The sequence below is a fragment of the Microlunatus spumicola genome (genome assembly GCF_039536445.1).
Lineage (GTDB): Bacteria > Actinomycetota > Actinomycetes > Propionibacteriales > Propionibacteriaceae > Microlunatus > Microlunatus spumicola.
Genome location: NZ_BAAAYR010000001.1, coordinates 155172 through 180961 on the forward strand (window position 1 = coordinate 155172; position 25790 = coordinate 180961).

At 72.4% G+C, this 25790-nt stretch carries 21 protein-coding genes and 1 pseudogene; 16 read left to right on the forward strand and 6 right to left on the reverse strand.

Annotation, left to right across the window (positions count from 1 at the left end):
* Positions 1-49: 49 nt before the first annotated feature.
* Together ABD665_RS00655 and ABD665_RS00660 are read left to right on the forward strand one after the other, a co-directional pair.
* A pseudogene (locus ABD665_RS00655) lies at positions 50-751 on the forward strand (NADPH-dependent F420 reductase); the annotation flags it as partial.
* Between the two features lie 122 nt (positions 752-873).
* Positions 874-1917: a GIY-YIG nuclease family protein gene (locus ABD665_RS00660; protein WP_204912707.1), complete on the forward strand. Its 1044-nt coding sequence runs from the start codon at positions 874-876 to the stop codon at positions 1915-1917.
* Here ABD665_RS00660 and ABD665_RS00665 read toward each other — a convergent pair.
* Genes ABD665_RS00665 through ABD665_RS00680 form a run of 4 tightly spaced genes read right to left on the reverse strand, consistent with a single transcriptional unit; the run spans position 1862 to position 7163 of the window.
* On the reverse strand, positions 1862-4006 hold the full coding sequence (locus tag ABD665_RS00665; RefSeq protein WP_204912706.1) for a 3-hydroxyacyl-CoA dehydrogenase NAD-binding domain-containing protein: 2145 nt from the start codon (positions 4004-4006) through the stop codon (positions 1862-1864). The two genes, ABD665_RS00660 and ABD665_RS00665, sit on opposite strands and share 56 nt — an antisense overlap.
* The gene (locus ABD665_RS00670; RefSeq protein WP_204912705.1) at positions 4003-5208 is read right to left on the reverse strand and encodes an acetyl-CoA C-acyltransferase; all 1206 of its coding nucleotides are present in this window, start codon (positions 5206-5208) and stop codon (positions 4003-4005) included. The genes ABD665_RS00665 and ABD665_RS00670 overlap by 4 nt, the downstream gene beginning before the upstream one ends.
* 9 nt (positions 5209-5217) lie before the next feature.
* On the reverse strand, positions 5218-6555 hold the full coding sequence (locus ABD665_RS00675; protein ID WP_344740699.1) for an HRDC domain-containing protein: 1338 nt from the start codon (positions 6553-6555) through the stop codon (positions 5218-5220).
* Positions 6552-7163, reverse strand: a complete 612-nt coding sequence (locus ABD665_RS00680; protein ID WP_344740701.1) for a DUF3000 domain-containing protein — start codon at positions 7161-7163, stop codon at positions 6552-6554. Before ABD665_RS00680 ends, ABD665_RS00675 begins: the two co-directional genes overlap by 4 nt.
* 83 nt (positions 7164-7246) lie before the next feature.
* Here ABD665_RS00680 and hemE point away from each other — a divergent pair, with 83 nt between their 5' ends.
* The 3 genes from hemE to hemQ all read left to right on the forward strand — a co-directional run bounded on the left by hemE (position 7247) and on the right by hemQ (position 10538).
* A complete protein-coding gene (gene hemE / locus ABD665_RS00685; protein ID WP_425562099.1) occupies positions 7247-8347 on the forward strand; it encodes a uroporphyrinogen decarboxylase in 1101 nt (366 codons plus the stop codon).
* A gap of 31 nt (positions 8348-8378) precedes the next feature.
* Positions 8379-9764 (forward strand): protoporphyrinogen oxidase, encoded by a 1386-nt coding sequence (hemG, locus tag ABD665_RS00690; protein ID WP_204912703.1) that lies wholly within the window; start codon positions 8379-8381, stop codon positions 9762-9764.
* 75 nt (positions 9765-9839) lie between these two features.
* The gene (gene hemQ / locus ABD665_RS00695; protein ID WP_204912702.1) at positions 9840-10538 is read left to right on the forward strand and encodes a hydrogen peroxide-dependent heme synthase; all 699 of its coding nucleotides are present in this window, start codon (positions 9840-9842) and stop codon (positions 10536-10538) included.
* Between the two features lie 9 nt (positions 10539-10547).
* Here the strand turns inward: hemQ and ABD665_RS00700 are convergent, their stop codons facing one another.
* Together ABD665_RS00700 and msrB are read right to left on the reverse strand one after the other, a co-directional pair.
* Entirely contained in the window at positions 10548-11489 is a 942-nt protein-coding gene (locus ABD665_RS00700) for a homocysteine S-methyltransferase family protein (protein ID WP_204912701.1), read from the reverse strand.
* A gap of 115 nt (positions 11490-11604) precedes the next feature.
* Positions 11605-12036 (reverse strand): peptide-methionine (R)-S-oxide reductase MsrB, encoded by a 432-nt coding sequence (gene msrB, locus ABD665_RS00705; protein ID WP_344740706.1) that lies wholly within the window; start codon positions 12034-12036, stop codon positions 11605-11607.
* Positions 12037-12140: 104 nt separating this feature from the next.
* On the opposite strand from msrB, the gene ABD665_RS00710 reads away from it, so the two are divergent.
* The 11 genes from ABD665_RS00710 (at position 12141) to ABD665_RS00760 (ending at position 25761) form a co-directional block, all read left to right on the forward strand.
* Positions 12141-13253, forward strand: coding sequence for a non-homologous end-joining DNA ligase LigD (locus ABD665_RS00710; RefSeq protein ID WP_204912700.1), 1113 nt, complete (start codon positions 12141-12143; stop codon positions 13251-13253).
* A gap of 80 nt (positions 13254-13333) precedes the next feature.
* Entirely contained in the window at positions 13334-13762 is a 429-nt protein-coding gene (locus tag ABD665_RS00715) for an RbsD/FucU domain-containing protein (protein WP_204912699.1), read from the forward strand.
* A 641-nt stretch (positions 13763-14403) separates the two neighbouring features.
* Positions 14404-17394, forward strand: a complete 2991-nt coding sequence (locus ABD665_RS00720; protein ID WP_204912698.1) for a fibronectin type III domain-containing protein — start codon at positions 14404-14406, stop codon at positions 17392-17394.
* Between the two features lie 507 nt (positions 17395-17901).
* On the forward strand, positions 17902-18801 hold the full coding sequence (locus ABD665_RS00725; RefSeq protein WP_204912697.1) for an ABC transporter substrate-binding protein: 900 nt from the start codon (positions 17902-17904) through the stop codon (positions 18799-18801).
* Positions 18802-18869: 68 nt separating this feature from the next.
* Positions 18870-19523 carry a hypothetical protein gene (locus tag ABD665_RS00730; protein ID WP_204912696.1) on the forward strand — a complete coding sequence of 218 codons (654 nt, stop codon included), beginning with the start codon at positions 18870-18872 and terminating at the stop codon, positions 19521-19523.
* Between the two features lie 23 nt (positions 19524-19546).
* The gene (locus ABD665_RS00735; RefSeq protein WP_204912695.1) at positions 19547-21151 is read left to right on the forward strand and encodes an ABC transporter permease subunit; all 1605 of its coding nucleotides are present in this window, start codon (positions 19547-19549) and stop codon (positions 21149-21151) included.
* A complete protein-coding gene (locus tag ABD665_RS00740; protein ID WP_204912694.1) occupies positions 21148-21768 on the forward strand; it encodes a cupin domain-containing protein in 621 nt (206 codons plus the stop codon). The genes ABD665_RS00735 and ABD665_RS00740 overlap by 4 nt, the downstream gene beginning before the upstream one ends.
* Positions 21765-22871 (forward strand): enolase C-terminal domain-like protein, encoded by a 1107-nt coding sequence (locus ABD665_RS00745; RefSeq protein WP_204912693.1) that lies wholly within the window; start codon positions 21765-21767, stop codon positions 22869-22871. Before ABD665_RS00740 ends, ABD665_RS00745 begins: the two co-directional genes overlap by 4 nt.
* The gene (locus tag ABD665_RS00750) at positions 22868-23728 is read left to right on the forward strand and encodes an NAD-dependent epimerase/dehydratase family protein (protein ID WP_204912692.1); all 861 of its coding nucleotides are present in this window, start codon (positions 22868-22870) and stop codon (positions 23726-23728) included. The genes ABD665_RS00745 and ABD665_RS00750 overlap by 4 nt, the downstream gene beginning before the upstream one ends.
* Positions 23729-23812: 84 nt before the next feature.
* A complete protein-coding gene (locus tag ABD665_RS00755; protein WP_204912691.1) occupies positions 23813-25003 on the forward strand; it encodes a Gfo/Idh/MocA family protein in 1191 nt (396 codons plus the stop codon).
* The gene (locus ABD665_RS00760; RefSeq protein WP_204912690.1) at positions 25003-25761 is read left to right on the forward strand and encodes a ThuA domain-containing protein; all 759 of its coding nucleotides are present in this window, start codon (positions 25003-25005) and stop codon (positions 25759-25761) included. Before ABD665_RS00755 ends, ABD665_RS00760 begins: the two co-directional genes overlap by 1 nt.
* The last annotated feature ends 29 nt before the right edge of the window (positions 25762-25790 follow it).

Genomic DNA, 25790 nt, shown 5'->3' on the forward strand with positions numbered 1-25790 from the left:
CGCGGGGACGACCGGGTCACACGGGGCGTCAAGGCGGAATAGCCGGGCTAAGCGTCAGGTTCGACCGAACATGACAACGATTGGTTTCATCGGTTCCGGGAACATCGGCAGCACGGTCGCGAAGCTGGCGGTCGACGCCGGGTACGACGTGGTGGTGTCCAACTCACGCGGGCCCGAGACGCTGGGCCAGCTCGTCGGCACGCTGGGGGAGCACGCCCGTGCGGCCAGCGCGGACGAGGCCGCGGAGGCGGGCGACATCGTCGTCCTGACCATCCCGCTCGGCAAGGTCGACCAGGTCGACCCCGCCCCGCTCGTCGGCAAGGTCGTCCTCGACACCTGCAACTACTACCCCGAGCGTGACGGCGACATCGCCGCCCTCGACGACAAGCAGACGACCACCAGCGGCCTCGTGCAGCAGCACCTCCCGCAGTCGCACGTGGTGAAGGCGTTCAACAACATCTTCTTCCAGCACCTGGGCTCCATGCAGCGTCCGGTCGGCGACCCCGACCGCAGCACGCTGATGATCGCCGGCGACGACGCGGCGGCGAAGAAGACCGCCACCGAGTTCATCGAGTCGCTCGGCTACGACGTCTACGACGCGGGCAGCCTCGCCGACAGCTGGCGCTTCCAGCGCGACCAGGCCGCCTACACCGGCGTGTACACGCCGGACGGCAGCTACGACAACCCGACGCCGGCCAAGCCGTCGCGCATTGAGCAGCTGCTCGCCCAGGGCGACCGCTCCATCCGCTGAACTGACGTTGAGGACGAACGGTGCCCTTCGGGGCACTGTTCGTCTCTTCTGAGGACCTGTGCCAGACCCCAGAATTTGCTAGAACGCGCTTAGCGAGACACGTTGTCGGCCAACCTGGTCTCGTGAGCGTTGAGCGGCCTGGATCGGACGAGCAGATCTTCGACCTCGGCTTCCCGCCCTGGACGGTAGTGACAGGACGCCCGTCAGTCGCCGACCTCTACTTCTCGAAGAGGCAGCGGAGCGGGATCTATGTCCTCGGGTTCGCGAACGGCGAGCGCTACGTCGGCCTCACGACGGATGTAGTTCGGCGGTTCGCTCAGCATCGCCGACGTCACAACGACATCAGATTCATCACCTTTCAAAGAGTGGCGCAGGCGAAGCAAGCGACTACCGAACGCACCTTCATCCGCCAGCTCGAAGCCGGCGGTGTACCACTTCGGAATCGCGCGGAGATGAGCGTCATCACCGGCGAGCACGACCTTGACGAGGTGGTCGCTCCGTCCGAACAAGCGCGCTGGCTCGAGCGAGGACCGATCGAACTTGACGCGTCGGGTCGGGTCGAGGACGCCGATCTCCGGCGCAGGTACAGGGGCCAAATGATCAGGCTCGGTAACGAACCGCTTGGTGCAGCGGCTGTGCGCGTACTGAGTCGCTACGTACCTCTGGCCTTGCCGGCGCCACGCTCGACCGAGTTGTCTTTCTGGTCACTCTCGTGCATGCCGTCGGGTACCAGAGTGAAGATGCTGGCCAGGCTGAACCTCAACATGCAAGAAGTGTTGGGTCTGTTCGAGCAGGACAACGTTTTGGTTGCTGCGCTTCAGCTGGCTAGCTCTCCGTTTGCGGAGCAGTACGGATCACGCTGGCAATCCGAGGTGAAGGCGCTTGGGTTCGGGCTCGAGGACTTCCAGTACAAGGCGGCTGGACACGACCAGTTCCGCCTCTACGCGGAGGGCGAGCCAGACATTCTTCGACTCCTTGACCTGCAGGTCGTGAATCGAGCCGTGCGCCTGCTCAACCTCAACCTCATGCGCAAGGGCCCGAGTTATTGGAGCCGCAACCACTGCTTCGCGCTGGCGGACGCCGTGTACGGCGACGCTTCAGACAAGCTAGCTACCCGCGGGTCGGGACACTCACCACGCCCACCGGCAGGAACCGCCGACCGATGATCCGCTCGGACCAGCCCTCGCGGTCCAGGTAGGGCGTGATCCCACCGAGGTGGAACGGCCAGCCCGCGCCCAGCACCAGGCAGAGGTCGACGTCCATGGGCGCGGCGACGACGTTCTCGGCGAGCATCGAGCCGATCTCCTCCGTCACCGCCGTCAGCACCCGCTCGCGCACCTGCTCCGCCGTGCTCGCCCGGTCGCCGACGGTGAGCAGCGCCGCCGTCTCCTCCGACACGTACGGGGTCCCGTCGGGCCGCCGGTCGTAGAGGCCGGGTCGCCCGGCCTCGACGAGCGCCCGGAGGTTCGGCGAGACCACGAACCGCGGGTCGAGCGTCTCGTGCAGCGTCTCCGCCACGTGCAGGGCCACCGCGGGCCCCACGAGCTGCAGCAGCGTGAACGTCGACATCGGCAGGCCGAGCGGCGCCAGCGCGGCGTCCGCGACCTCGACGGGGGTGCCCTCGTCGACCGCGGCCATCACCTCGCCCATGAACCGCAGCAGCACCCGGTTGACCACGAAGCCGGGCGCGTCGGCGACCAGCACCGCGTTCTTCTTCAGCGCCTTCGCGAGCTCGAGGGCCGTCGCCACCGTGGCGTCGTCGGTCCGCGGCGCGCGGACGACCTCGACGAGCGGGAGCACCGCGACGGGGTTGAAGAAGTGGAACCCCACGACCCGCTCCGGGTGCGCGAGCCCGTCGGCCATCGCCGCGACGGACAGCGAGGAGGTGTTGGTGGCCAGCACCGCCTCGGGGCTGACGTGACGCTCCAGCTCGGCGAACACCGCCCGCTTGACCTCGAGCTCCTCGAACACGGCCTCGATCACCACGGAGCAGTCCGCGTACGCCGCCTGGTCGGTCGTGCCGCTGATCAACCCGTGCAGCCGGTTCGCCTCGTCGGGCGTGACGCGGCGCTTGGCGGCGAGGGTGTCGATCTCGCCGTGGATGCCCGCCAGCGCCCGGTCGACGCGCCCCTGGTCGAGGTCGGAGACGACGACCGGCACGCGCAGCCGGCGCAGGAACAGCACCGCGAGCTGCGTGGCCATCAGCCCCGCCCCCACGACGCCGACCTTCGTGACCGGTCGGGCGAGCGCCTTGTCCGGCGCCCCGGCGGGCTTGCGCGCCCGCTTCTGCACGAGGTCGAAGGCGTAGAGGCCGGACCGCAGCTCCGGGCTCATCACCAGGTCGGCGAGCGCCTCGTCCTCGGCGGCGAACACGGCGTAGCGGTCGGCCGTCCTCGCCTGCGCCACGAGGTCGAGCGCGCGGTAGGGCGCGGGCGCGGCGCCGGACACCTTGGCGTCGGCAACCGCGCGGCCGCGGGCCACGGCGGCGTCCCAGGCCTCGCCCCGGTCCGGCTCGGGCCGTTCGACGACGACGGCACCCGTGACGACCCGGGCGGCCCACTCCAGCGAGCGCTCGAGGAAGTCGGCCGCGTCCAGCAGCACGTCAGCGACGCCGAGCTTCGCGTACTGGGGGCCGGTGAGCATGCGGTTCTGGCTCAGCGGGTTCTCGATGATCACCTGCACGGCGCGGTCGGCGCCGATCAGGTTCGGCAGCAGATAGCACCCGCCCCAGGCGGGGACGATGCCCAGGAAGCACTCGGGCAGGCCGAGCCCGGCCGCGGCGGCGGAGACCGTGCGGTGGTGGGCGTGCAGGGCCAGCTCGAACCCGCCGCCCAGGGCGAGGCCGTTCACGAAGGCGAAGGTCGGGACGGAGGCGGTGTGCAGCCGATCGAAGACGGCGTGCCCGATCCGGGCGATCGCCAGGGCCTGCGACCGCTCCGTCATCCGCGGGATCGCGCTGAGGTCGGCCCCCGCGGCCAGGATGAACGGCTTGCCGGTCACGGCGACGGCGGCCACGTCGTCGCGGGCCAGCGCGGTCTCCAGCGCGGCGTCCAGCTCGGCCAGCCCGCGGGCGCCGAAGGTGTTCGGGCGGCGGTGGTCCAGGCCGTTGTCGAGCGTGACCAGCACGCACGTGCCGGCCCCGTGGGGCAGCACGACGTCGCGGCTGAACGCGTGCGTGACGACCTCGTCGGGCGTCGCGGCCGCGGTCTCCGCCAGGAGCGTCCGCAGCTCGTCGGCGCCCGTCGTCGCGCTCACGCGGAGGCCCCGGCGCCCGTGTGGGCCGGGTTCTCCCAGACGACCGTGCCGCCCATGCCCAGGCCGATGCACATCGTCGTGATGCCGTAGCGCACCTCGGGGTGGTCCCGGAACGCCCGCGCCAGATGGATCATCAGCCGCACGCCGGAGCTCGCGAGCGGGTGACCGAGGGCGATCGCGCCGCCGTACGGGTTGACCTTCGGGTCCTCGGCGTCGACACCGAAGTGGTCGAGGAAGGCCAGCACCTGGACGGCGAACGCCTCGTTGATCTCGATGGCGCCGATGTCGTCGATGCCCAGCCCGGCCTTGGCCAGCGCCTTCTCGGTGCTGGGGACCGGCCCCACGCCCATGACCTCGGGGTCGACGCCGGCGAAGGCGTACGACACCATCCGCATCGCCGCGGGCAGGCCGAGCTCGCCGGCCACGTCCTCGGCGGCGACGAGGCAGGCCGTCGCCCCGTCGTTGAGGCCGGCGGCGTTGCCCGCGGTCACCCGGCCGTGCGGGCGGAACGGGGTCCGCAGCGCGGCGAGCGCCTCCTTGGTCGTGCCCGGGCGCGGCGGCTCGTCGGCGGAGGCGAGCCCCCAGCCGTGCTCGGCGCTGCGCAGGGCGACGCCGACCAGCGACTCCTGGATGACGCCGTCGGCGTACGCGCGGCCGACGCGCTGCTGGCTCAGGGCCGCGTACGCGTCGGACCGCTCGCGGGTGATCGCGGGGTAGCGGTCGTGGATGTTCTCGGCCGTCGCGCCCATCACGAGGGCGGAGGGGTCCACGAGCCGCTCGGAGACGAACCGGGGGTTCGGGTCGGCGTCGAAGCCCATCGGGTGGTGCGTCATGTGCTCGACGCCGCCGGCGATGGCCACGTCGTACGCGCCGAAGGCGATGCCCGAGGCGACGTTAGTAACGGCCGTCATGGCCCCGGCGCACATCCGGTCGATCGCGTAGCCGGGCACGCTGCGGGGGAGCCCGGCCAGCAGGGCCGTGGTCCGTCCGAGGGTCAGGCCCTGGTCGCCGGTCTGGTTCGTCGCGGCGATCGCGACCTCGTCGATGCGCTCGGGCGGCAGCTCCGGGTGGCGCCGCACCAGCTCCCGGATGCAGTTGACGACGAGGTCGTCGGCCCGGGTCTCGGCGTACATCGAGCCGGCCTTGCCGAAGGGGGTACGAACGCCGTCGACGAAGACGACGTCACGGGAGACGTGCGGCATGGCCGCATATTACTCGTCGGTAACTTCCGCCGGTCCGGTCAGGGCGGCCACCAGGAGGTCGACGGTCTGCGCCCGCTGCCAGGGCCTCGCACCGCACGCGACGAGGACCGCCTCGACCGACGCGTGGTCGATCTCGGCCGGCGGCGTCCAGGTCAGCCGACGCACGTGCTCGGGCGTCAGCAGGTTCTCCACGGGCAGCTTGAGCTCCGTCGCGCGGGCGGCGAGAGCCTCCCGCGCGCGGGCCAGCCGGGTCGCGGCCTCCGGGTTCTTCGACGCCCAGACGCGCGTCTGCGGCGGGCCGTCGGCGGCCACGTGCAGGGCCGGCAGCTCGGTGTCCGGCAGCTGCTCGACCTCACTGATCGCGGCGAGCCACTCGGCCTCGAAGCGCTTGGCCTGGCGGCGGGAGAAGGCCGGCACGCGGCGCAGCGCGTCGCGGCCGGGCGTCGCGGACTCCGCGACCTCGCTGATGGCGGCGTCGGGCAGGATCCGCCCCGGTGCACGGTCGAGCCGGCGCGCGATGGTGTCGCGGGCGTACCAGAGGGCCTCCACGATCCCGAGGCCGCGCCGGGTCCGGACGCGGTGGATGCCGGACGTACGGCGCCACGGGTCCGTCCGCCGCCGCGCGGGCACGCCGGCCCCGGCGACCAGGGCCGCGAACTCCTCCTCGGCCCACGCCCGCTTGCCTTGCGCGTCCAGCTCGGCGGCCAGCGCGTCGCGCAGCTCGACCAGCAGCTCGACGTCCAACGCGGCGTACGTGAGCCAGTCCTGCGGGAGCGGCCGGGTGGACCAGTCCGCCGCCGAGTGCTCCTTGAGCAGCCGGACGCCGAAGGTCTGCTCGATCATCGTGCCGAGGGCCACCCGCGGGTAGCCGAGCAGGCGGGCGGCGAGCTCGGTGTCGAAGATCGTCGTCGGCAGCAGGCCCACCTCGAACAGGCACGGCAGGTCCTGGCTGGCCGCGTGCACGACCCACTCGGCGTCCACGATCGCGCGGCGCAGCTCGGAGAGGTCGGCCGCCACGAAGGTGCCGTCGTCGTCGGTCCCGCCGAAGGCGATCGGGTCGATCAGGTGCGTCCCGGAACCGGCCCGGCGCAGCTGCAGGAGATAGGCGCGCTGGCTGTAGCGGAAGCCGTGCGCACGCTCGGCGTCGACGGCCACGGGACCGGTGCCCGCGGCGAGCGCCGCGATGGTGCGCAGGAGGGCCTCGGGGGTGGCGACGACGTCGGGGACGCCGTCGGCGGGCTGGGTCAGCAGCGGGACGTCGGGAGCGGCGTCGGCCGCCTCAGGAGCGGGGTCCTGCGGCGCGGCGACCGGCTCGGTCGCTGCGGCTGCTTCGTGTGGGGCGGTCAACGTCTCCGGGGGCTTCGGCTCGGCGTACCCCGCCGGGAGGGCATCGGCACCACGCCCGCAGGGAGCGGGGGAAGTCCCGCCGTCGTACAGAGTAATTCCGCCCAGGCGTCCAGGTGCGCCGCGAGACCGTCGCCGTCGGTGAGCAGCGGCGTCCAGGACGCCCGCACCTCCACCTCGGCCCGCGGGTCGTGCTCGGCCATCCCGCCGAACGACTCGCTGGCGACCGAGGTGACGGTGCCGCTCGGGGCCGTGTACGCCGCGCCGTGCGACTCGAGCGCGTCCAGCAGCCAGGACCAGCCGACGCGGGCCAGCAGGGGGTCGGTGACCATCTCGGGGTCCACGTCGGCGCGGGCGAAGGTCACGCAGCGGAACGCCCCCTGCCATGCGTCGTTGCCCGCGGGGTCGTGCAGGAGCACCAGGCGCCCGTTGCCGATCTCGTCGTCACCGACGAGGACGTCGGCGGTGACCGCGGCGGAGAAGGGGGCGATGCGCTGCGGGGCGGGGATGTCCTCCACCGCCAGCTCGGGGCGCCACGTCGCCGACGCCAGCGCCTCGACCGCCCGGCGGAACTCGTCCGGGGCGGTGACGGCCTCCGTGTGCGCGACCACCCAGGGAGCGTACGGGCGCAGCCGCCCCCGCGTGGGCTGACGCGCCGGACGGGAGGGCGCGCTCGGCGTGGAAGGATCGAGGGGTGCCCGACGCCCTGACGACCACGCCTGCGCCGACATCGGCCGAGCCCGGTGCGGACCCCGCGTCGTCCCTGCTCGTCCGCGCGTGCCGCCGTTCCCAGGGCGAGGGCCTGCCCGTGTGGTTCATGCGGCAGGCCGGCCGATCGCTGCCGGAGTACCGCAAGGTCCGCGAGGGCATCGCGATGCTCGACAGCTGCGCCCGGCCCGACCTCGTCGCCGAGATCACGATGCAGCCCGTCCGCCGCTACGGCGTCGACGCGGCCATCTTCTACTCCGACATCATGGTCCCGCTCAAGGCGGCCGGGGTCGACCTCGACATCGTCCCGGGCCGCGGCCCGGTCATCGCCGAGCCGGTGCGCGACCGCGCCGGGCTCGACCGGCTCGTGCCCCCGGAACCGGGCGACCTCTCCTTCGTGACCGAGGCGGTCGGCCTGCTCGTCGCCGAGCTCGGTGCGACGCCGCTGATCGGGTTCGCGGGCGCGCCCTTCACCCTGGCCAGCTACCTCGTCGAGGGCGGGCCGAGCAAGGACTACGCCAGGACCAAGGCGCTGATGGTCGGCGACCCCGCCCTCTGGGCCGAGCTCTGCACCCGGCTCGCGCGGCTGTCCGCCCACTTCCTCCGTACGCAGGTCGACGCCGGCGCCTCCGCCGTCCAGCTCTTCGACTCCTGGGCCGGCAGCCTGAGCGCCGCCGACTACACCGCCTCCGCGCTGCCGTGGTCCACGAGCGTGCTGGCCGAGGTCACCGACGTCCCGCGCATCCACTTCGGCGTCGGCACCGGCGAGCTGCTCGCGCTGATGGGCGAGGCCGGGGCCGACGTCGTCGGCGTCGACTGGCGCATCCCGCTCGCGACCGCGACCGACCGGCTCGGGCCGGCGTACGCGGTGCAGGGCAACCTCGACCCCGCCCTGCTCGGCGCGCCCTGGCCCGTCGTCGAGGAGCGGGTGCGGGAGGCGATCCGTTCCGGGGCCTCCGCGCCCGGGCACATCTTCAACCTGGGTCACGGCGTGCCGCCGGAGACCGACCCGGACGTGCTGGCCCGTGTGGTCGACCTCGTCCACGCCGAGGGCCCGGCGATCCGGGCCGACGTCCTGGAGCCGTGAGCACGACGGTCGGCACGAGGAGGGACGCGCGATGAGCGGGGTCGTCGTGGTCGGCGGCGGGATCAGCGGTCTCGCGGTCGCCCTGCGCCTGCACGACGCCGGTCTCGACGTGACGGTGCTCGAGGCCGGGACACGGTTCGGCGGCAAGCTCGCCCCGGTCCACGTCGGGGACCTGGTCCTCGACGGGGGAGCGGAGTCGGTGCTGGCCCGCCGTCCCGAGGCCGTCGGGCTGCTCGAGGAGCTGGGGTTGGGCGAGCGCCGGACCGCCCCGACCGGCGCGACGCCGCGCGTCTTCGTCGAGGGTGCGCCGCGTCGGCTGCCGCCGTCGCTGCAGGGGATCCCGACCGACCCCGCCGCCCTCCGCCCGCTGCTGACGCCCGAGGCGGCCGCGTACGCCGAGACCGAGACGGAGCGGGCGGCCCCGCCGCTCGAGCACGACGTGACGATCGGCTCGTACGTCGACGAACGCTTCGGCCCCCAGGTGACCGACCGGCTCCTGGAACCGCTGCTCGGCGGGGTCTACGCCGGCCGTTCGCGGGCGCTGTCCTTCGAGGCGGTCGCGCCGGCGCTGTTCGCGGCGGCGCGGACCGGGGGTTCGTTGGCGGAGCACGCGCGGGCCTCGTTGCGCCCGGGTGCCGGACCGGTGTTCGCGGGGTTGGACGGCGGCGTGCACGGGCTCGCGGACGCCCTCGTGGCCCGGCTCGAGCAGGCGGGGGTCGCGCTCCGCGCGAGGACCACCGCGACGGGGCTGCGCCGCGGCGGGGGCGCGCTCGTCGTGCAGACGTCGGACGGCGAGGTCGCGGCCGACGCGGTCGTCCTCGCCGTGCCCGCGCCGGCCGCCGCCCGGCTCCTCGCGGGCCTGGCCGGCGGCGGTCCCACGGCGCCCGTCCTCGGTGAGCTGGAGCAGGTCGCGTACGCGTCGGTCGCGGTCGTCACGATGCTTGTCCGCGGCCTCGCGCCGACCGACTCCGGGCTGCTCGTCCCGCCCGGGGAGCTGCCGACGGTGAAGGCGCTGACCTACTCCTCCGCGAAGTGGGGCTGGGTCGGGGACCGGGTACGCGACGCGTACGGCGACGACGTCGCGGCCCTGCGGGCGAGCGTGGGACGCGCCGGCGACGTCGGCGTGCTGCAGGTCGACGACGCGACGCTCGTGCGCCGGACGTACGCCGAGACCGCGACGCTGCCCGGCTGGGAGCGGGCGCAGCTGCTCGACGCCACGGTCACGCGGTGGGGCGGCGGCCTGCCGCAGTACGGGCTCGGGCACCGCCCGCTCGTCGAGCGCCTCCGGCTCGCGGTGGGGGAGGTCCCAGGCGTCGCGGTGGCCGGCGCCTACCTCGACGGGGTCGGGGTGGCGGCGTGCCTGGCGAGCGCCGCGGCCGCCGCGGAGAAGGTGCTGACCGACCTCGGGACACGCTGAGCCGCCCGCTGCGGGGCGGGTGGCAGGATTGGTCCCCGCCGTCCGGCGGGAGCACGGCAGGAGAAGCGGGAGCAGATGAAGGCGCGCGAGATCAACAACACGATCCGCTACACGATGTGGTCGGTGTTCCGCGCGACCCGGCCCCTCGAGGACGCTGCCGAGCAGGTCGCCGACGGCGCGCTGCGCTCCATCGAGCGCGGCACCCGCGACGCGGAGCACCACCACAACACCGACTTCGAGATCCGCGGCTGGTACGACGTGTCCGGCCTGCGCGCCGACGCCGACCTCATGGTCTGGTGGCATGCCGAGAGCTCGGACACCCTGCAGGACGCCTACCACGCGCTCAGGCGCTCGGACCTGGGCCGCGGCCTGGAGCCCGTCTGGTCGCAGCTCGCGCTGCACCGTCCCGCCGAGTTCAACAAGGGCCACGTGCCGGCGTTCATGTCGGGCGAGGACGCCAAGGACTACCTGTGCGTCTACCCCTTCGTGCGCTCGCTCGAGTGGTATCTGCTGCCGGAGGAGGACCGCCGCCGGATGCTCACGGAGCACGGCATGCTGGCCCGGCCCTACCCCGACGTGCGCGCGAACACGGTCAGCTCGTTCGCCCTCGGTGACTACGAGTGGATGCTGGCCTTCGAGGCCGACGAGCTGCACCGCATCGTCGACCTGATGCGCGCCCTCCGCGCCGCCGAGGCCCGTCGGCACACCCGCGAGGAGGTGCCCTTCTACACCGGGCGCCGCCTCGAGCTGGCGGAGATCCTCGAGCGCTGGTAGCGGTCCGGCTCAGCCGGCGTGGTGACGTCGCCACATGGCGGCGACGTGGCGTGCGTCCGTGCCGCAGCAGCCGCCGAGGACGGTGAGGGCGGGCAGCGCGGCGGTGAGGTCCCGCTGTTCGTCGGCCAGGGCCCAGGGGTCGCCCTCGTCCAGCTCCTCGGCCGCGTCCAGCTCGGCGTGGCTCCGGCGGGACGCGTTCACCCGCGTCCCGAGGATCCGCTCGCGCCACGACCCGGGCTCCAGGCCGCGCAGGACGTGGTCGGGGTGCGCGCAGTTCACCAGGAAGTAGTCGGGAGCGGCCACCGCGTCCACGGCGAGGACCGCCTCGCGGAGGCTGTGCCCGTCGGGCAGGCGGCCGTCGGTTTCCAGGGTGAAGGACACGGCCACCGGGAGCGCGACGTCCCGGGCCGCCAGCACGACACCGACCGCCTCCTCCACGGTCGTGAGGGTCAGCGCGGTCGCCAGGTCCGCACCCGCGTCGGCGAACGCGGCGAGCTGCGGACGGTGGTAGCTCGCGGCCTCGTCGGGGCTCGTCCGGTTGCCGACCACGTAGCCGTCCCCGCGCGGACCCACGGTCCCGCTGACCACGACGGGGAGCTCCTGGTCCGGGCTCGCCGCGTACGCCTCCCGGAGCCCGGCGAGGTAGGTGACCGCGTCCTCGTTCACCCGCCGCAACGCGTCCGCGTCGTCGCCCAGCCGTACGCCCCAGTCCGGGTTGGCTCGCCAGGTCGGCGTCTCGAGCAGCAGCCCGGCACCGACCTCGGCGGCGATGGCGGCGTACCCGTCGTAGTAGTCCGTCAGGACCGCCCGCCCGTGCTCTCCGGCGAGCAGCGGGTACGCCGCGAACGCGGGCAGGTCCAGCCCGCGGTGGAAGATCAGGTCGGTCTCCATGCCGCCGTCCGTGACCAGGGGCGTCCCGTTCAGCTGCGGGAGGTTCGGACCGGGAGCCATGGTCCGTCATACCAGCAGGTGCTCTGGCGCGACAGCCGTGAGGACGACAACGGGGAAGATCTGACCGCGTAGTCGCGGCCGGATCTTCCCCGTTCTCTCGTCGGCGGCGCTGGCCTCAGGCCTGCTTCGGCTCCAGGGTCAGGCTGATGGAGTTGATGCAGTAGCGCTGGCCGGTCGGGGTGCCGTAGCCGTCCGGGAAGACGTGGCCGAGGTGCGAGTCGCACGTGGCGCACCGGACCTCGACGCGCTTCATGAACATGCTGGTGTCCTCGATGTAGCGCACGCGCTCCTCGGCGAGGGGCGCGAAGAAGGACGGCCAGCCGCAGTGGCTGTCGAACTTGGTGTCGCTGCGGAACAGCTCCGTGCCGCACGCGCGGCAGTGGTAGACGCCCTCGGTCTTGGTGTCGGTGTACTCGCCGGTGAAGGCGCGCTCCGTACCGGCCTCGCGCAGCACGTGGAACTCGGCGCGGCTGAGCTGCGCCCGCCACTCGTCCTCGGACTTGACCACCTTGCCGACCTGCAGGGCCGGGTTCTCGAGATCGCTCACGATGTCCTCTCTCTCGTCTGCGTCGTCGGACGGTCCAACGGAGTTCGGTCGGCGGCTGTTCCCCGGACGCGAGGACCGTCGGTCCGTCCTCCTATGCTGCCGCCATGGCCGCCACGCCCGCTGTGGAGCTGACCGTGGGCGAGCGCACCGTCCGCGTCACCAGCCCCGACAAGCTCTACTTCCCGGAGGTCGGGCTGACCAAGCTCGACGTGGTCGAGTACGTCCTGGGCGTCGGCGACGGCATCTTCGCCGCCCTGCGTGACCGACCGGTCACCATGGAGCGCTGGCCCGGCGGCTACCGGCCCGAGATCGAGCTGAGCACCCGGGGCGGCAAGCCGCCCGCCGGCGGGTACGACGCGTTCTACCAGAAACGCGCGCCCAGCCGGGGCATGCCGGAGTGGGTGGAGACCTGCACCGTCACCTTCCCCTCGGGACGTACGGCGGACGAGGTCTGCGCGACCGAGCTCGCGACCGTCGCGTGGATGGCCAACCTCGGCACCCTGCGCTACCACCCGTGGCCGGTGACCCGCGCGGCGCCGGACCTGGTCGACCAGCTGCGCATCGACCTCGACCCGCAGCCGGGCACGGACTTCGCGGACGCCGCGCGCGCCGCCCTGGTGCTGCGCGAGGTGCTGGCGGAGGCGGGGCTCACGGGGTTCGCCAAGACGAGCGGCGGTCGGGGGGTGCACGTCTTCGTGCCCGTCGAGCCGACGTACGGCTTCGTGGAGGCCCGGCACGCGGTCATCGCGCTGGGCCGTGAGCTGGCCCGGCGGATGCCGGACGAGGTCACGATCAGCTGGTGGAAGGAGGAGCGCGGCGAGCGGGTCTTCGTCGACTTCAACCAGATGGCCCGGGACCGCACCATCGCCTCGGCGTACTCCATCCGCCCGACCACGGACGCCCGCGTGTCCGCCCCGCTGACCTGGGAGGAGCTCCCCGACGCCGCGCCGGAGGACTTCACGGTCCGCTCGATGCCGGCCCGGTTCGCCGCGCTCGGGGACGTCTGGGCGCCCTTCTACGACCACGAGCCCGGGACTCTGGACCGGGCGCTGGAGCTGTACGAGCGCGACGTGGTCGCGCTCGGCACCGGGACGTACGGCGGTGCGGAGATGCCCTACCCGCCGGACTACCCGAAGATGCCGGGGGAGCCCGCCCGCGTGCAGCCCAGCCGGATGACGGCGGCGACGCGCGAGACCGAGGGGCTCGCCTCCTCATGACGGCCCGACCCCGCCCGCAGCCCGGCCGCGCTCCGTAGCCCGGCTGCACCATCCGCTCGACGACGAGACAGGACACCGACGTGCTCAAGGGCATCCCCGCCATCCTCACCCCCGACCTGCTGTGGGCGATCCACGCGATGGGCCACGGCGACGTCCTGGCCGTCGTCGACGCGAACTACCCCGCGTACGCGCTGCACGACCGCGTCCTCCCGCTGGCGGGCGTGGACATCACCACGGCCGTCGCGGCGATCGGCGCGCTGTTCCCGGTGGACGAGGCGATCGAGCCGGCCGTCTTCGCCATGACGCCCGACGGGGACCCGGGCGCGACGGTCGAGTCGCACACCGCGGTCGCCGAGGTGCTCACGCGGACCGAGGGCCGTCCCGTCTCGATCGGACCCGTCGAGCGCAGCGACTTCTACCCCCGGGCGCGCAAGGCCTTCGCCGTCGTCCTCACGGGGGAGACGCGCAGCTACTCCTGCTTCCTGATCAGCAAGGGCGTCGTCGTCTGACGGTCGTCCGCCGTGGACGGGTGCGGCTCCGCACCCGTCCGGCTGACGCACATCCGCGTGGCCGGTCGTCTGCGGCGCGCCCGCCGCTCGGCGTCCCCGGCCGAGAAACCGCTGTCACGAAAAAATGACCTGTAATGCTCGATCAGCGAAACATCAGACTCAAGAGTCGTTCATCAGGCTTGAAGGTTCAGCGGGCGAGTAATGCACACGGTCTACCTAAGGGCAAGGGTGGAACCTAAGAACTCTCCCGCGACCTTTGCTGAACCTTTCTGAGACCTTCCTAGAAAAAGCCCTCCGACAACGTCGTCAGAGGCACTTGACCAGGAACCTGAGTGGGTTTCTTTCAGACATGAAGAGCCTTTTCATGCTGAGGGTCGTCCTTCATTCCTGAGTAGGCAGAATTCGTCGCTCGGGGGCTCCGGAGGCCTGCCTACAGTTCGGGGGCAGGCACGGACGGCCCCCGGAACCACGGGGTCGGAAGCGTCCTCGGGGGCAAGGAATTCGGTCATGAGCCGACGTACCGGCTCGGTCTTCGAGAGGCCCCCACCATGAGCTCTGCTGTTGTTGCGCTGCCCACTTTCTCTTCTGGTGCACGGATCGCGTGCATCGGCGCCGTCTCGGCGCTCAGCATCCTGGGGGGGATGCTGGTCCCCACGCAGGCCGAGGCCGCCACGGTCGTCGGCCAGGGGACCTACGAGAACGACGACGCGGCCCTCACCCTGGACGGGACCTGGTCGACGGTCTCCTCCAACCAGGACTCGGGCGGCTCGAACAGCAGCCTGAGCAGCGCCGGCTACGCCGAGCTCTCCTTCAAGACCTCCGGCATCCGCTGGATCACCCGGTTCAACGGCTACTCCGGGATCGCCGACGTCTACCTCGACGGCGTCAAGAAGAAGACGGTCGACCTCTACTCCGCGACGACCAAGACGCAGCAGGTCGCGTACGAGGTGACGGGCCTTCCCGAGACCACGCACACGATCCGGGTGGTGCGCACCGGGACGAAGAACGCGAGCTCGAGCAGCGCGAACATCCAGCTGGACGCCTTCGTCGCCCCCGACATCCACGCGCCGGGCGCGCCGACCGGCCTCAAGGCCGTCGTCTCCGGCTCCGACGTGGACCTGAGCTGGACCGCGAACCCCGAGACCGACGTCAAGGGCTACCGCGTCTACCGCCGCGAGGGCAGCAGCTCCACCCGCACGATGGTCGGCACCACCAGCGACGACGTCCGGAGCTTCACCGACGCCGCGCGGGCGCCGGGCGCGAAGTACACCTACGACCTCCTCGCCGTCGACACCTCGAACAACGTGTCCGGCTACTCCACCGCCGCCTCGGTCACGATGCCGATCTCCGCGCAGCCGGCCGGGGTCTACCAGAACGACGACGACGCGGTCACGCTGAACGGGCCCTGGTCGGTCGTCACCTCGAACATGGACTCGGGCGGCTCGTACTCCACCCTGAACGCGGCCGGCTACGCCGAGATCTCGTTCAGGACGAGCGGGATCCGCTGGATCTCGCGGGTCAACAGCTACTCGGGCATCGCCGACGTCTACCTCGACGGGGTCAAGAAGGCCTCCGTCGACCTCTACTCCGCCACCACGAAGTACCAGCAGCTCGCCTACGAGGTGAAGGGCCTGCCCGAGACCACGCACACGCTGCGAGTCGTGCGGACCGACAGCAAGAACGCCAGCTCCAGCGGCAAGACCATCGTCCTCGACAGCTTCGTGGCCCCGGACGTCTACCCGCCGGCCGCCCCGACCGGCCTCGTGGCCGCGCCGCAGACCGGCAGCGTCAAGCTCGGCTGGAGCACCAGCCCCGAGAGCGACGTCGTCGGCTACCGCGTCTACCGCGGCACCGCGACGGGCACCCTGACCGCCGTCACCACCGACCCGGTCACGACCACCACCTACACCGACGACGGCCTGCTGCCCGGCGCCACCTACCGCTACCAGGTCACCGCGCTCGACGCGATGGGCAACGAGTCGCCCGTCTCGGCCGTCGTCACCACCACCGTCACGATGAAGGCCATGCCGGCCGGCACGTACGAGGACGACGACACCGAAGCCCTGACCATGAAGGGCCCCTGGTCCAAGACGATCTCGACCGGCGCGGGCACCGACAGCGGCGGCTCGTTCTCCAGCCTCGGCGACACCGGCTACGTCGAGATGTCCTTCGCCACGAGCGGCATCCGCTGGCTCGCCCGGACCAACAGCTCCTCCGGCCTCGCCGACGTCTACATCGACGGCGTGAAGAAGGCGACCGTCGACCTCTACTCGTCCAGCACCCGGTACGCCCAGAACGTCTTCGAGATCAACGGCCTCGCCGAGACCGGCCACACCATCCGGATCGTCCGCACCGGCAACAAGAACACCTCGTCGGTCGGCCGCAACATCACCCTCGACGCCATCGTCGCTCCCGACATCTACGCCCCCGGTGCCCCGACCGCCCTCAAGGCGACCGGGACCCGGACCGGGGCCAAGCTGACCTGGACCAGGAGCACGGCAACCGACGTGGCCCGCTACCGGGTCTTCCGCCGGGCCGCCGGCGCCACCACCGACGTCCTCGTGGGCGAGGTCTCCGCCGACACCACCTCCTTCGCCGACGTCGGCCTCGCCGACGGGGCCAGCTACACCTGGAGCGTCGTGGCCCGCGACACGTGGCGCAACGACTCGACGCCGTCCCTCGCCGCGAGCTTCACCAACGCCGGCGACCCGTACGCCGCCTTCCCGCAGCGCTACGCCACCTGCCCGACCGCCACGGTCACCGTCTCCACCCGGGCCCAGCTCCTGAACGCCATCGCCGGCGCCACGCCGGGCACGGTCGTCCGCCTCAACCCCGGCAACTACGGCGCCAACTTCGACGTCTCCGCCGACGGCACGCCCGACAAGCCGGTCTGGATCTGCGGCCCGCGCACCGCCCTCGTCGACAACGCCGACATCACCAAGGGCTACGGCTTCCGGGTCAACGGGGCGCACAACCTGGTGATCGCCGGCATGACCGTCCGCAACGTCCAGAAGGGCGTCGCCGTCCTGAACAGCCAGGCCGTCACCGTCGCCGACCTCCGCGTCGAGAACATCGGCGACGAGGCCGTCCACCTCAAGAACCAGACCACCGACAGCACGGTCATCGGCAACTCCATCGCCCTCACCGGGCTCAACGCGCCGAACTACGGCGAGGGCGTCTACATCGGGACCGCGCAGGGCAACTGGTGCCTCTACAACGGCTGCGCCCCCGACGCCAGCGACCGCAACCTCGTCGCCTTCAACGACATCCGGGCCACCACCGCCGAGCCGATCGAGGCCAAGGCCGGTACCAACGACGGCACGATGTGGAAGAACACCCTCGACGGTGCCGCGGTCGTCTCCTCCGACTCGGACTCCCTGGTCCAGGTCATGGGCAGCGGCTGGGTCATCGCCGGCAACTCCGGGACGCACAGCCCCGGTGACGCGATCCAGGTCTGGAACACCGACGCCGACTACGGGCTGAACAACATCGTCTACGGCAACGCGGTCGCCGGCGCCCTCCCGGGCTACGGGGTCCGGATGCCCTTCGCCGAGGTCGGCAACGTGGTCGGCTGCGACAACGCCGCCACCCAGGCGGCCCTCGGGATGAGCAACAAGACCTGCCAGAACTGACGGGCACGTCACCGGCGGGAGGGGTCCGCGGCCGGTGGCCAGGGGAGCCGGCACCGGCGCAGGAGACTGCGCCGGTGCCGGCTCCTCGTCGTTCCGGGGCCGCTGCAGCCGGGTGGCGTGGGGGCGCCGCCCGGCGAAGCTCCCCGCACCAGACCGGGGAGGTGCGGTGGGACGCGGGCGGTCGTCACCGACGCTGGTCTTCTTCGCCAGGCCTAGACCGACGCCGGTCCTCGAGTCAAGTCGAAGGGTGGTTGTCTGAGGACCTCTGCTCGTGGTTCGAGCGCGACACCTGACCGAAACAACGAGAAACGCCAGCGACACCCGGTCCTGTAATTCTTGATGCAGTCAAGATTTTGACGACGACCTGCATCCTCGGGAGCCCTCTTGAAACGACGTTCCTTCTTGTCCGCCGGCGCTGGGCTGGCTCTCTCGGTGCCCCTGCTCTCGGCCTGCGGCAGCAGCTCCAGCGCAGCTCCTGCCGCCAGCGGTTCCGGTGGGGCGACGGCCATGTCGTACCAGCTGAGCTGGATCAAGAACTTCCAGTTCGCCGGCGAGTACGTCGCGGACAGCAAGGGCTACTACTCGGCCGCCGGTCTCGCGGTCGACCTGCTCGCCGGCGGACCCAACGTGGCGACCGACGCCGTGGCGGAGTCGGGCAAGGCCCTGGTCACCCAGAGCTCGCCCGACTTCACCGCCAACGCCGTCGCCGCCGGGGCGCAGCTGAAGATCATCGGGGCGAGCTACCAGAAGAGCCCGTTCTCGATCATCTCGATGGCGAAGCCGATCACCTCGCCCGCCGACCTGGCGGGCAAGAAGATCGGGATCCAGGCGGTGAACCAGGTGGCCTGGGACGCCTTCCTGGCGCTGAGCAAGATCGACGCGAGCACCTTCACGCAGGTTCCCGTCCAGCACGACCTGACCCCGCTGGTCTCCGGCGAGGTCGACGGCTTCTGGGGCTACTCCAACGACGACGCCGTGCAGCTGACCCAGAAGGGCCACGACATCACCGTCATGCTCCTGGCCGACCACGGCTACCTGCTCCCGACCGGCACCTACACGGTCCGCGCCGACAGCCTCACCGACCCGGCCAAGCGGGCCCAGGTCGTCGCCTTCATGAAGGCCGACCTCCAGGGCTGGCAGGACGCCATCGACGACCCGGCGCTCGGCGCCAAGCTCGCGGTCGAGACGTACGGCAAGGACAACGGGCTCGACCTCGAGGCGCAGACCGCGTCGTGCAAGGCGTCCAACGACCTGATGGTCACCGCCGAGACCAAGGCGAACGGCCTGTTCACCATGAGCGACGCCCTGATCGCCGAGTCCGTCAAGACCCTCGCGGCCGGCGGCATCACCGCCGCCGTCGACCTGTTCGACATGACCGTCCTGCAGGAGATCCACGCGGCGCGCTGAGCCGTCCGAGCACGCGACGCCCCCGCCGGCCCGGCCGGGCGCGGGCGTCCGACCGAAGAGAGAGACCCATGCCCCAACCCGAACAGAACGACGACGTCTGGAGCCGCGCGGTCACCGTCGGCGGCTTCCGCGTGGACGAGGTCCGCTCGGTCCTGCAGAAGTCGATCCGGCGCGGCCTGGTGGAGGAGGCGGCGCTCGCCGCCTACGAGCTGTTCCGCACGGGCCCGCAGACGGAGGACCTGCTCTGGCGGCGCCTCGAGATCATCGCGGTCGAGGACGTCGGCGCCGGCCTGCCGAGCGCGCCCGCGCTGCTCCACGCGATGAACGAGCAGCGCGTCCGTCAGACGACCGACCTGGAGCGGTGGATGTACTCCGCGCACGCGGTGAAGCTCCTGGCCACGGCGCCGAAGGACCGCAGCACGATGGAGCTGGCCTTCTGGGCCAGCACCCAGGTCGAGTCGGGCGAGCGGACCGTCGAGGTGCTGGACATGCACGTGGACCACCACACCCGGCGCGGGGTCCAGCTCGGGCGCGAAACCGACTTCTGGTGGGCGGCGGGCGGGCACCGGCTCGTCGGCGAGCTGCACCCGGAAGGCTCCCCGTGGTCGGCGTACGTCCGCACGCTGCTGGGCGGCGACGGGCCCGAGGACGCGACGTCCGACGGCCACGCCGCTCCGGCCGAGCGGGAGACCACCGACGCCGCGCTGAGCTCGATGCCGTGAGCCGGTGGCGCAGCCCACGGGCGGTGGGTCTCCTCGGCACCCTGGCCGTGCTGGCCCTGTGGCAGCTCCTGTCGCAGACCCTGCTGCGAGCGGGCGGCACCGTGCCCGGGCCGGTCCAGATCGTCGAGCAGCTCACGCGGGACGGGGGCGCGCTCTACCTGACGAACGCCCGCGTGACGCTGTCGGCGGCGGCCCAGGGCTATCTCTACGGGAACCTCGCCGCGATCGGCTTCGCCGTCGTCGCCCTCGTCGTCCCCCCGCTCGCGCGTCCGATCACCCACGTCGGCGTGTTCTCCTACTGCCTGCCGATCGTCGCCATCGGGCCCGTGTTCGCGATCGTGTTCCCCGCGGACCTGTCCCGCGTCGTGCTGGCGGGCCTGTCCGTGTTCTTCACCACCCTGGTCGGGACGACCGCGGGTCTGCGGGCGGCCGACCAGGGCAGCATCGACCTCATCACCGCTCACGGTGGCGGGCGGTGGACCGCGGTCCGCAAGGTCCGCGCCATGGCCGCGCTGCCCGCGCTGTTCGCCGGGCTCCAGATCGCGGCGCCGGCCGCCATGCTCGGAGCGATCATCGGCGAGTACATCGGCGCGGACAGCGGCCTCGGTGTACTGATGATCAGCTCGCAGCAGTCGATGCAGATCGACCGGACCTGGGCGGTCGCCTTCACCGGCGCCGCGCTGGCCGGTCTCGCCTTCCTCGTCGTCGGTCTCGCCTCCCGCCTGCTGCTGCCCTGGTCGACCCAGCTCAGCGCCGCCGCCATGGTGGGCCCGGTGGCACCTGCCGGCCGACGGGGCGTCTCGTTCGTCCACGGCCTGGTCGGGCTGGTCGTGGGGGTCGCGGTCGTCGTCGGGGTCTGGTTCGCCTTCCTCGCCATCACCGGGGTGTCCTCGTTCATCGGACGGTCTCCCCTCGACGTGCTGCACTTCCTCACCACCACGCCTCCCGCCGGCCGGCCCGACCCCCGCGGCCACCTGCTCGGGCTCTCGCTCACCACGCTCGGCGACGCGATGCTCGGGCTGCTCACCGGGGTCGTCGCCGCGCTGGTGGTGGCGTCGCTGTTCGCGCTCTCACCCACGCTGCGCAACGCGCTGATGAGCGCGATGCTCGCCCTGCGTGCGGTCCCCATGGTCGCCATGGCGCCGCTGCTCGTCCTCGTCGCCGGACGGGGCAGCGCGAGCGTGGCCGTCATCGGGGGTCTGGTGACCTTCTTCCCGACGCTCGTCGGGGTGCTCGCCGCGCTGCGCCGGATCCCCCAGGACTCCGCCGACCTGATGGCGGCGTACTCCGCCGGGCGCTGGCGGACGTTCGTCACGGTGCAGGCGCCCGTGGCGCTGTCGGCCCTGGTGTCGAGCCTGCGCATCGCCGCACCGTTGGCCTTCACGGGGGCGCTGCTGGCCGAGTGGCTCGCCACGGGCAAGGGTCTCGGCTACGACATGATCCTGTCCATGACGTCGGCCCGCTACGACCTGCTGTGGACCGAGGTGGTCGTCGTGACGGTGCTGTCGTTCGCCGTCTTCGCGTCGGTGGGGCTGCTCGAGCGGGCGGTCGCGTCCCTCTACACGGGCTCGGTGCCGACGGAGGCCCGGGCTGCTCCCGGCCTCCGGGTCCCGGAGCCGGCGCTGTGACCGTCGAGGACGCGAACGACCCCGAGCTGGGCCAGGCCATCCGGACCATGCGTCAGGTCCAGGGCCTCACGCTCGTCCAGCTCGCCGAGCGCGCAGGGTTGTCGAACCCCTTCCTCAGCCAGGTCGAGCGCAGCAAGGCCCAGCCCAGCATGCAGTCGCTGCAGCGCATCGCCACCGCGCTCGGCACCACCATCGCCCTGCTGACCGCGAGCGCCCAGTCGTCGAGGTCGGACTCGCTGGTGTCCATCGTCCGAGCCGACGACCCGCTCGTCAGCACCCACGAGATGGGTTACACCCGACCGCTCGTCCGCGGGGCCAGGAGCCTCAACCCCCTCGAGTTCCACGTCACGTCCGACCGGTACGAGGACCGTTACTGGCGGCACGCGGTGGCCGAGTTCATCCACATCCTGTCCGGCAGCCTGGTCGTCGACCTGGCCGACGAGGGCACCCACGTGCTCAAGACCGGCGACTCCCTCTACGTGCCCGAGCAGCTGGACCACCGCTGGCGGATCCCCGGGCGGTGGCCCGCCCGGGCCCTCGTCGTGCAGGCCGGACCGCACGACGACGCCGACCTCGAGGCACGAGCCGACCACGACCGAGAGGACGCCCCGCGATGAGGATCGCCCGCGTCACCCCCCTGCCCCTGCAGTGCCGTTCCGCGAACGGTCCGATGACCTTCTTCGTCGTCCGCATAGAGACCGACGACGGTCGGGTGGGCTACGGCGAGGCCTGCGACTGCTTCGGCGTCTCCTACCCGCAGGTCCACGCCGCGATCGTCCGCGACGCCTTCGCCCCGTCGCTCGTCGGCCGTGAGCTCGACGCGGTCGCCCCGCTCGTCCACGGGCTCCGCCGGGCGAGCCGGCGCGAGCTGGGGGAGAGCTGGGCCAGCGCCCAGGCCCGCAGCGCGGTGGAGATCGCGCTCTGGGACCTCGTCGGCCAGCAGGCCGGTCGCTCCGTCTCCGCGATCCTGGGCCGCGTCCGCGAGGACATCCCGGTGTACGCGGGCAGCAGCCCGTTCCTCGACGACCACGAGGCGGCCTTCCACCTCGAGCGGCTCGCCCCGATGCTCGAACGGGGCGTCCGGCACGTCAAGCTGCGGACCGGCCCGGACCCCGACCGTGCCGTGGACGTGCTGGCCGACCTCCGGCGGCTGCTCGGCCGGGACGTCGAGATCATGGTCGACGCGAGCGAGTCGCTCGACCTGCCGACGACCGCCCGGCTCACCGACCGGATGGCCGAGCTGGACGTGCGCTGGCTCGAGGAACCGCTGCTGCAGAGCCGGCACGGCGCCGTGGCCCGCGCCGCCGCCCGGAGCCGGGTCCCGATCGCCGCGGGCGAGCACCTGTTCAGCACCGAGGAGGCCATCGCCGCGCTCGTCTCGGGCGAGATCACCGTGATCCAGCCGGACCCGTGCATCTCGGGCGGCATCGCCGAGGCCCGGGAGATCGCCGGCCTGGCCGCCGGCTTCGGTGCCCGCGCCGTCCTGCACTACCACGCGGGCCTGGTCGGGCTCGGCGCCGTGCTCCAGGTCGCCGCCTGCGCGCCGGGGGTGGACCTGCTGGAGTACCCGGTGCACCTCGACACCGTCCTGCGCACGCAGTCGGGCAACGACGACCTCGGCATCGCGTCCATCGTCGACGGCCGGCTGTCCCTGCCCGACGGTCCCGGCCTCGGGGTGGCACCGCTGGAGCACGTGCTCGCCGAGAGCCTGCTGCCGTGAGGGTCCTGGTGACCGGGGTGCACGGCAAGGTCGGGCGGGCCGTCCGCCGGGCGCTCCTCGACGGCGGGCACGAGGTCGTCGGGGTCGACCTGGCCCGCCCGGACTACGACGGCGCGCCCTACGTGCAGGCCGACGTGACGGACGCCGGGGACATGTTCGCGGTGGTCACGGACGTCGACGCCGTCGTGCACACCGCCGGCATCCCCGAGCCGACGCGGAACCCCGCCCACGAGGTCTTCTCCACGAACGTCACCGGCACGTTCAACGTCGTCGAGGCCTGCGTCCGGTCCGGGGTCCGGCGTCTGGTGAACCTGTCGAGCGACAGCGTCACCGGCTACACCTGGTCCCGGGGACGTGTCCGGGCGGCGAGCTATCCCATCGACGAGGACCACCCGACCACGCCGATCGACCCGTACGCGCTGTCCAAGCTCTTCGGCGAGCAGCTGTGCGACGCGGCCTGCCGGCGGTCGTCGCTGGCGGCGGTGTCCATCCGGGCGACCTGGGTCATCACGCCGGAGACCTACGCGGACAACCTGGGGCCGTTCCTGGACGACCCCGCCCTGACGACGGCCGTGTTCTGGTCGTACCTCGACGTCGCCGACCTCGCGGAGCTCGTCGTGCTGGCGGTCGAGGCGGACACGTCCGGCCACGAGGTGGTGTTCGCCGCGGCGGCGGACAACATCGGCGGACGCGACATCCGGGCCGCGCTCGCCACCAGCCACCCGGAGGTGCGGGTCGGAGCGGTCGCCCGGCCCGACGCCGGGGGGTACGCCCTGGACAAGGCGCGCCGCCTCTTCGGCTGGGAGCCCACGCGGTCGTGGCGGGACCACCTGCTCGAACCGGGCCACCAGCACTGAGCCGTCGCGACCTGCGCGACGCGGAGCGGGAGCAGCCTGCGACGATCGTCCGGTTCGATCCGGACCAGGACCAGGAGCAGCCCGATGACCTCGACCACCACGTCCCCGCCCGCACCGCTGCGGGTGGCGATGATCGGCCACGCCTTCATGGGGGCCGCCCACTCGCACGCGTGGCGCAGCGCCCACCGTTTCTTCGACCTCCCGCTCCTGCCCGTCATGCAGGTCGTCGTCGGTCGCGACGCCGGACGCGCCGGCCACGCGGCCGAGCAGTTCGGCTGGGCCGAGTCGGCGACCGACTGGCGCGCCGTCGTCGAGCGCGACGACGTCGACCTCGTCGACATCTGCACGCCCGGCAACACCCACCGCGACATCGCCCTGGCCGCGCTCGCGGCCGGCAAGCACGTCCTCTGCGAGAAGCCGCTGGCCAACTCGGTCGCCGAGGCCGAGGAGATGACGGCGGCGGCCGAGGCCGCCCGCGCTCAGGGCACGTACGCGATGTGCGGCTTCACCTACCGGCGCGTCCCGGCGCTCTCGCTGGCCCGCGAGCTCGTCGCCGAGGGCCGGCTGGGGACGATCCGGCAGGTCCGGGCGCAGTACCTGCAGGACTGGCTCTCCGACGCCGACGCCCCGCTCACCTGGCGGATGGACAAGTCGCTGGCCGGCTCGGGCTCGCTCGGCGACATCGGCGCGCACGTCATCGACGCCACGCAGTGGATCACCGGCCAGTCGATCACCGGTGTCTCCGCCCTGCTCGAGACGTTCGTGACGAGCCGGCCGGTCGCCGGGCAGGCGTCGGGGCTGGGCGGCGCGGGCGACGCGTCGGGGGAGCGTGGCCCGGTCGACGTCGACGACGCCGCGTGGTTCACGGCGCGCTTCGAGGGCGGCGCGGTCGGCTCGTTCGAGGCGACCCGCTTCGCGCTCGGCCGCAAGAACGCGATCCGCATCGAGATCAACGGCACCGACGGCTCGCTGGCCTTCGACTTCGAGGACATGAACGTCCTGAACTTCTTCGACGGGACCCAGCCGTCCCGGGTGCAGGGCTTCACGCGCATCTACGTGACCGAGCCCGACCACCCGTACACCGGCGCCTGGTGGCCGCCCGGCCACGGCCTCGGCTACGAGCACGGCTTCACCCATCAGGTCGTCGACCTGGTGCGGGCGATCGGCGCCGACGAGCAGCCGACGCCCTCCTTCGCCGACGCCCTCGCCGTGCAGCGGGTGCTCGACGCCGTCGAGCGCAGCGCCGGCGACCGTTCCACCTGGACAGGAGTCTGATGACCGACCTCGCTGCGACCTCTCGTCCCTCGCGCCGCGCGCTCGTCGTGCGCGGCGGGTGGGAGGGTCACGTGCCCGTCGAGGCCACGGACCGCTTCATCCCGTTCCTCGAGGAGCAGGGCTTCGACGTGCGCGTCGAGGACAGCCCCGAGGTCTACACCGACGTGGCGGCGATGGCGGCGACCGACCTGGTCGTGCAGTGCTACACGATGGGCACCGCCAGCAAGGAGGCCGTCGCCGGCCTCCGCGCGACCATCGCCGCGGGCACCGGGTTCGCGGGCTGGCACGGCGGGATCGCCGACTCGTTCCGCAACACCAGCGACTACCTGCACCTCGTCGGCGGGTCCTTCGCCTGCCACCCGGCCCGGGACCCCGAGCACCCGAAGGGCGACCAGACCGACAACTACGTGTCGTACGTCGTCAACGTCCTGCCCGAGCAGGCCGGGCACCCGATCGTGGCGGGGCTGGAGGACTTCGAGCTCTACTCCGAGCAGTACTGGGTGATCAGCGACGACTACATCGACGTCCTCGCCACCACCACTCAGGCCGCGCGCCCGGGCGATCCCTGGAACCGGCCGGTCGTCTCGCCCGCCGTCTGGACCCGCAGCTGGGGCGAGGGCCGCATCTTCGTCGCGACCCCGGGTCACAGCCTCGACGTCCTGGACGACCCGAACGTCCGCACCCTGATCGAGCGCGGCATGCTCTGGGCGAGCCGGGGCTCCGAGTCGCCGTACGGGGTGTCCCGCGACGGGGAGTGAGACCACGGGCCCTCGTGCCCGCCGCCGGC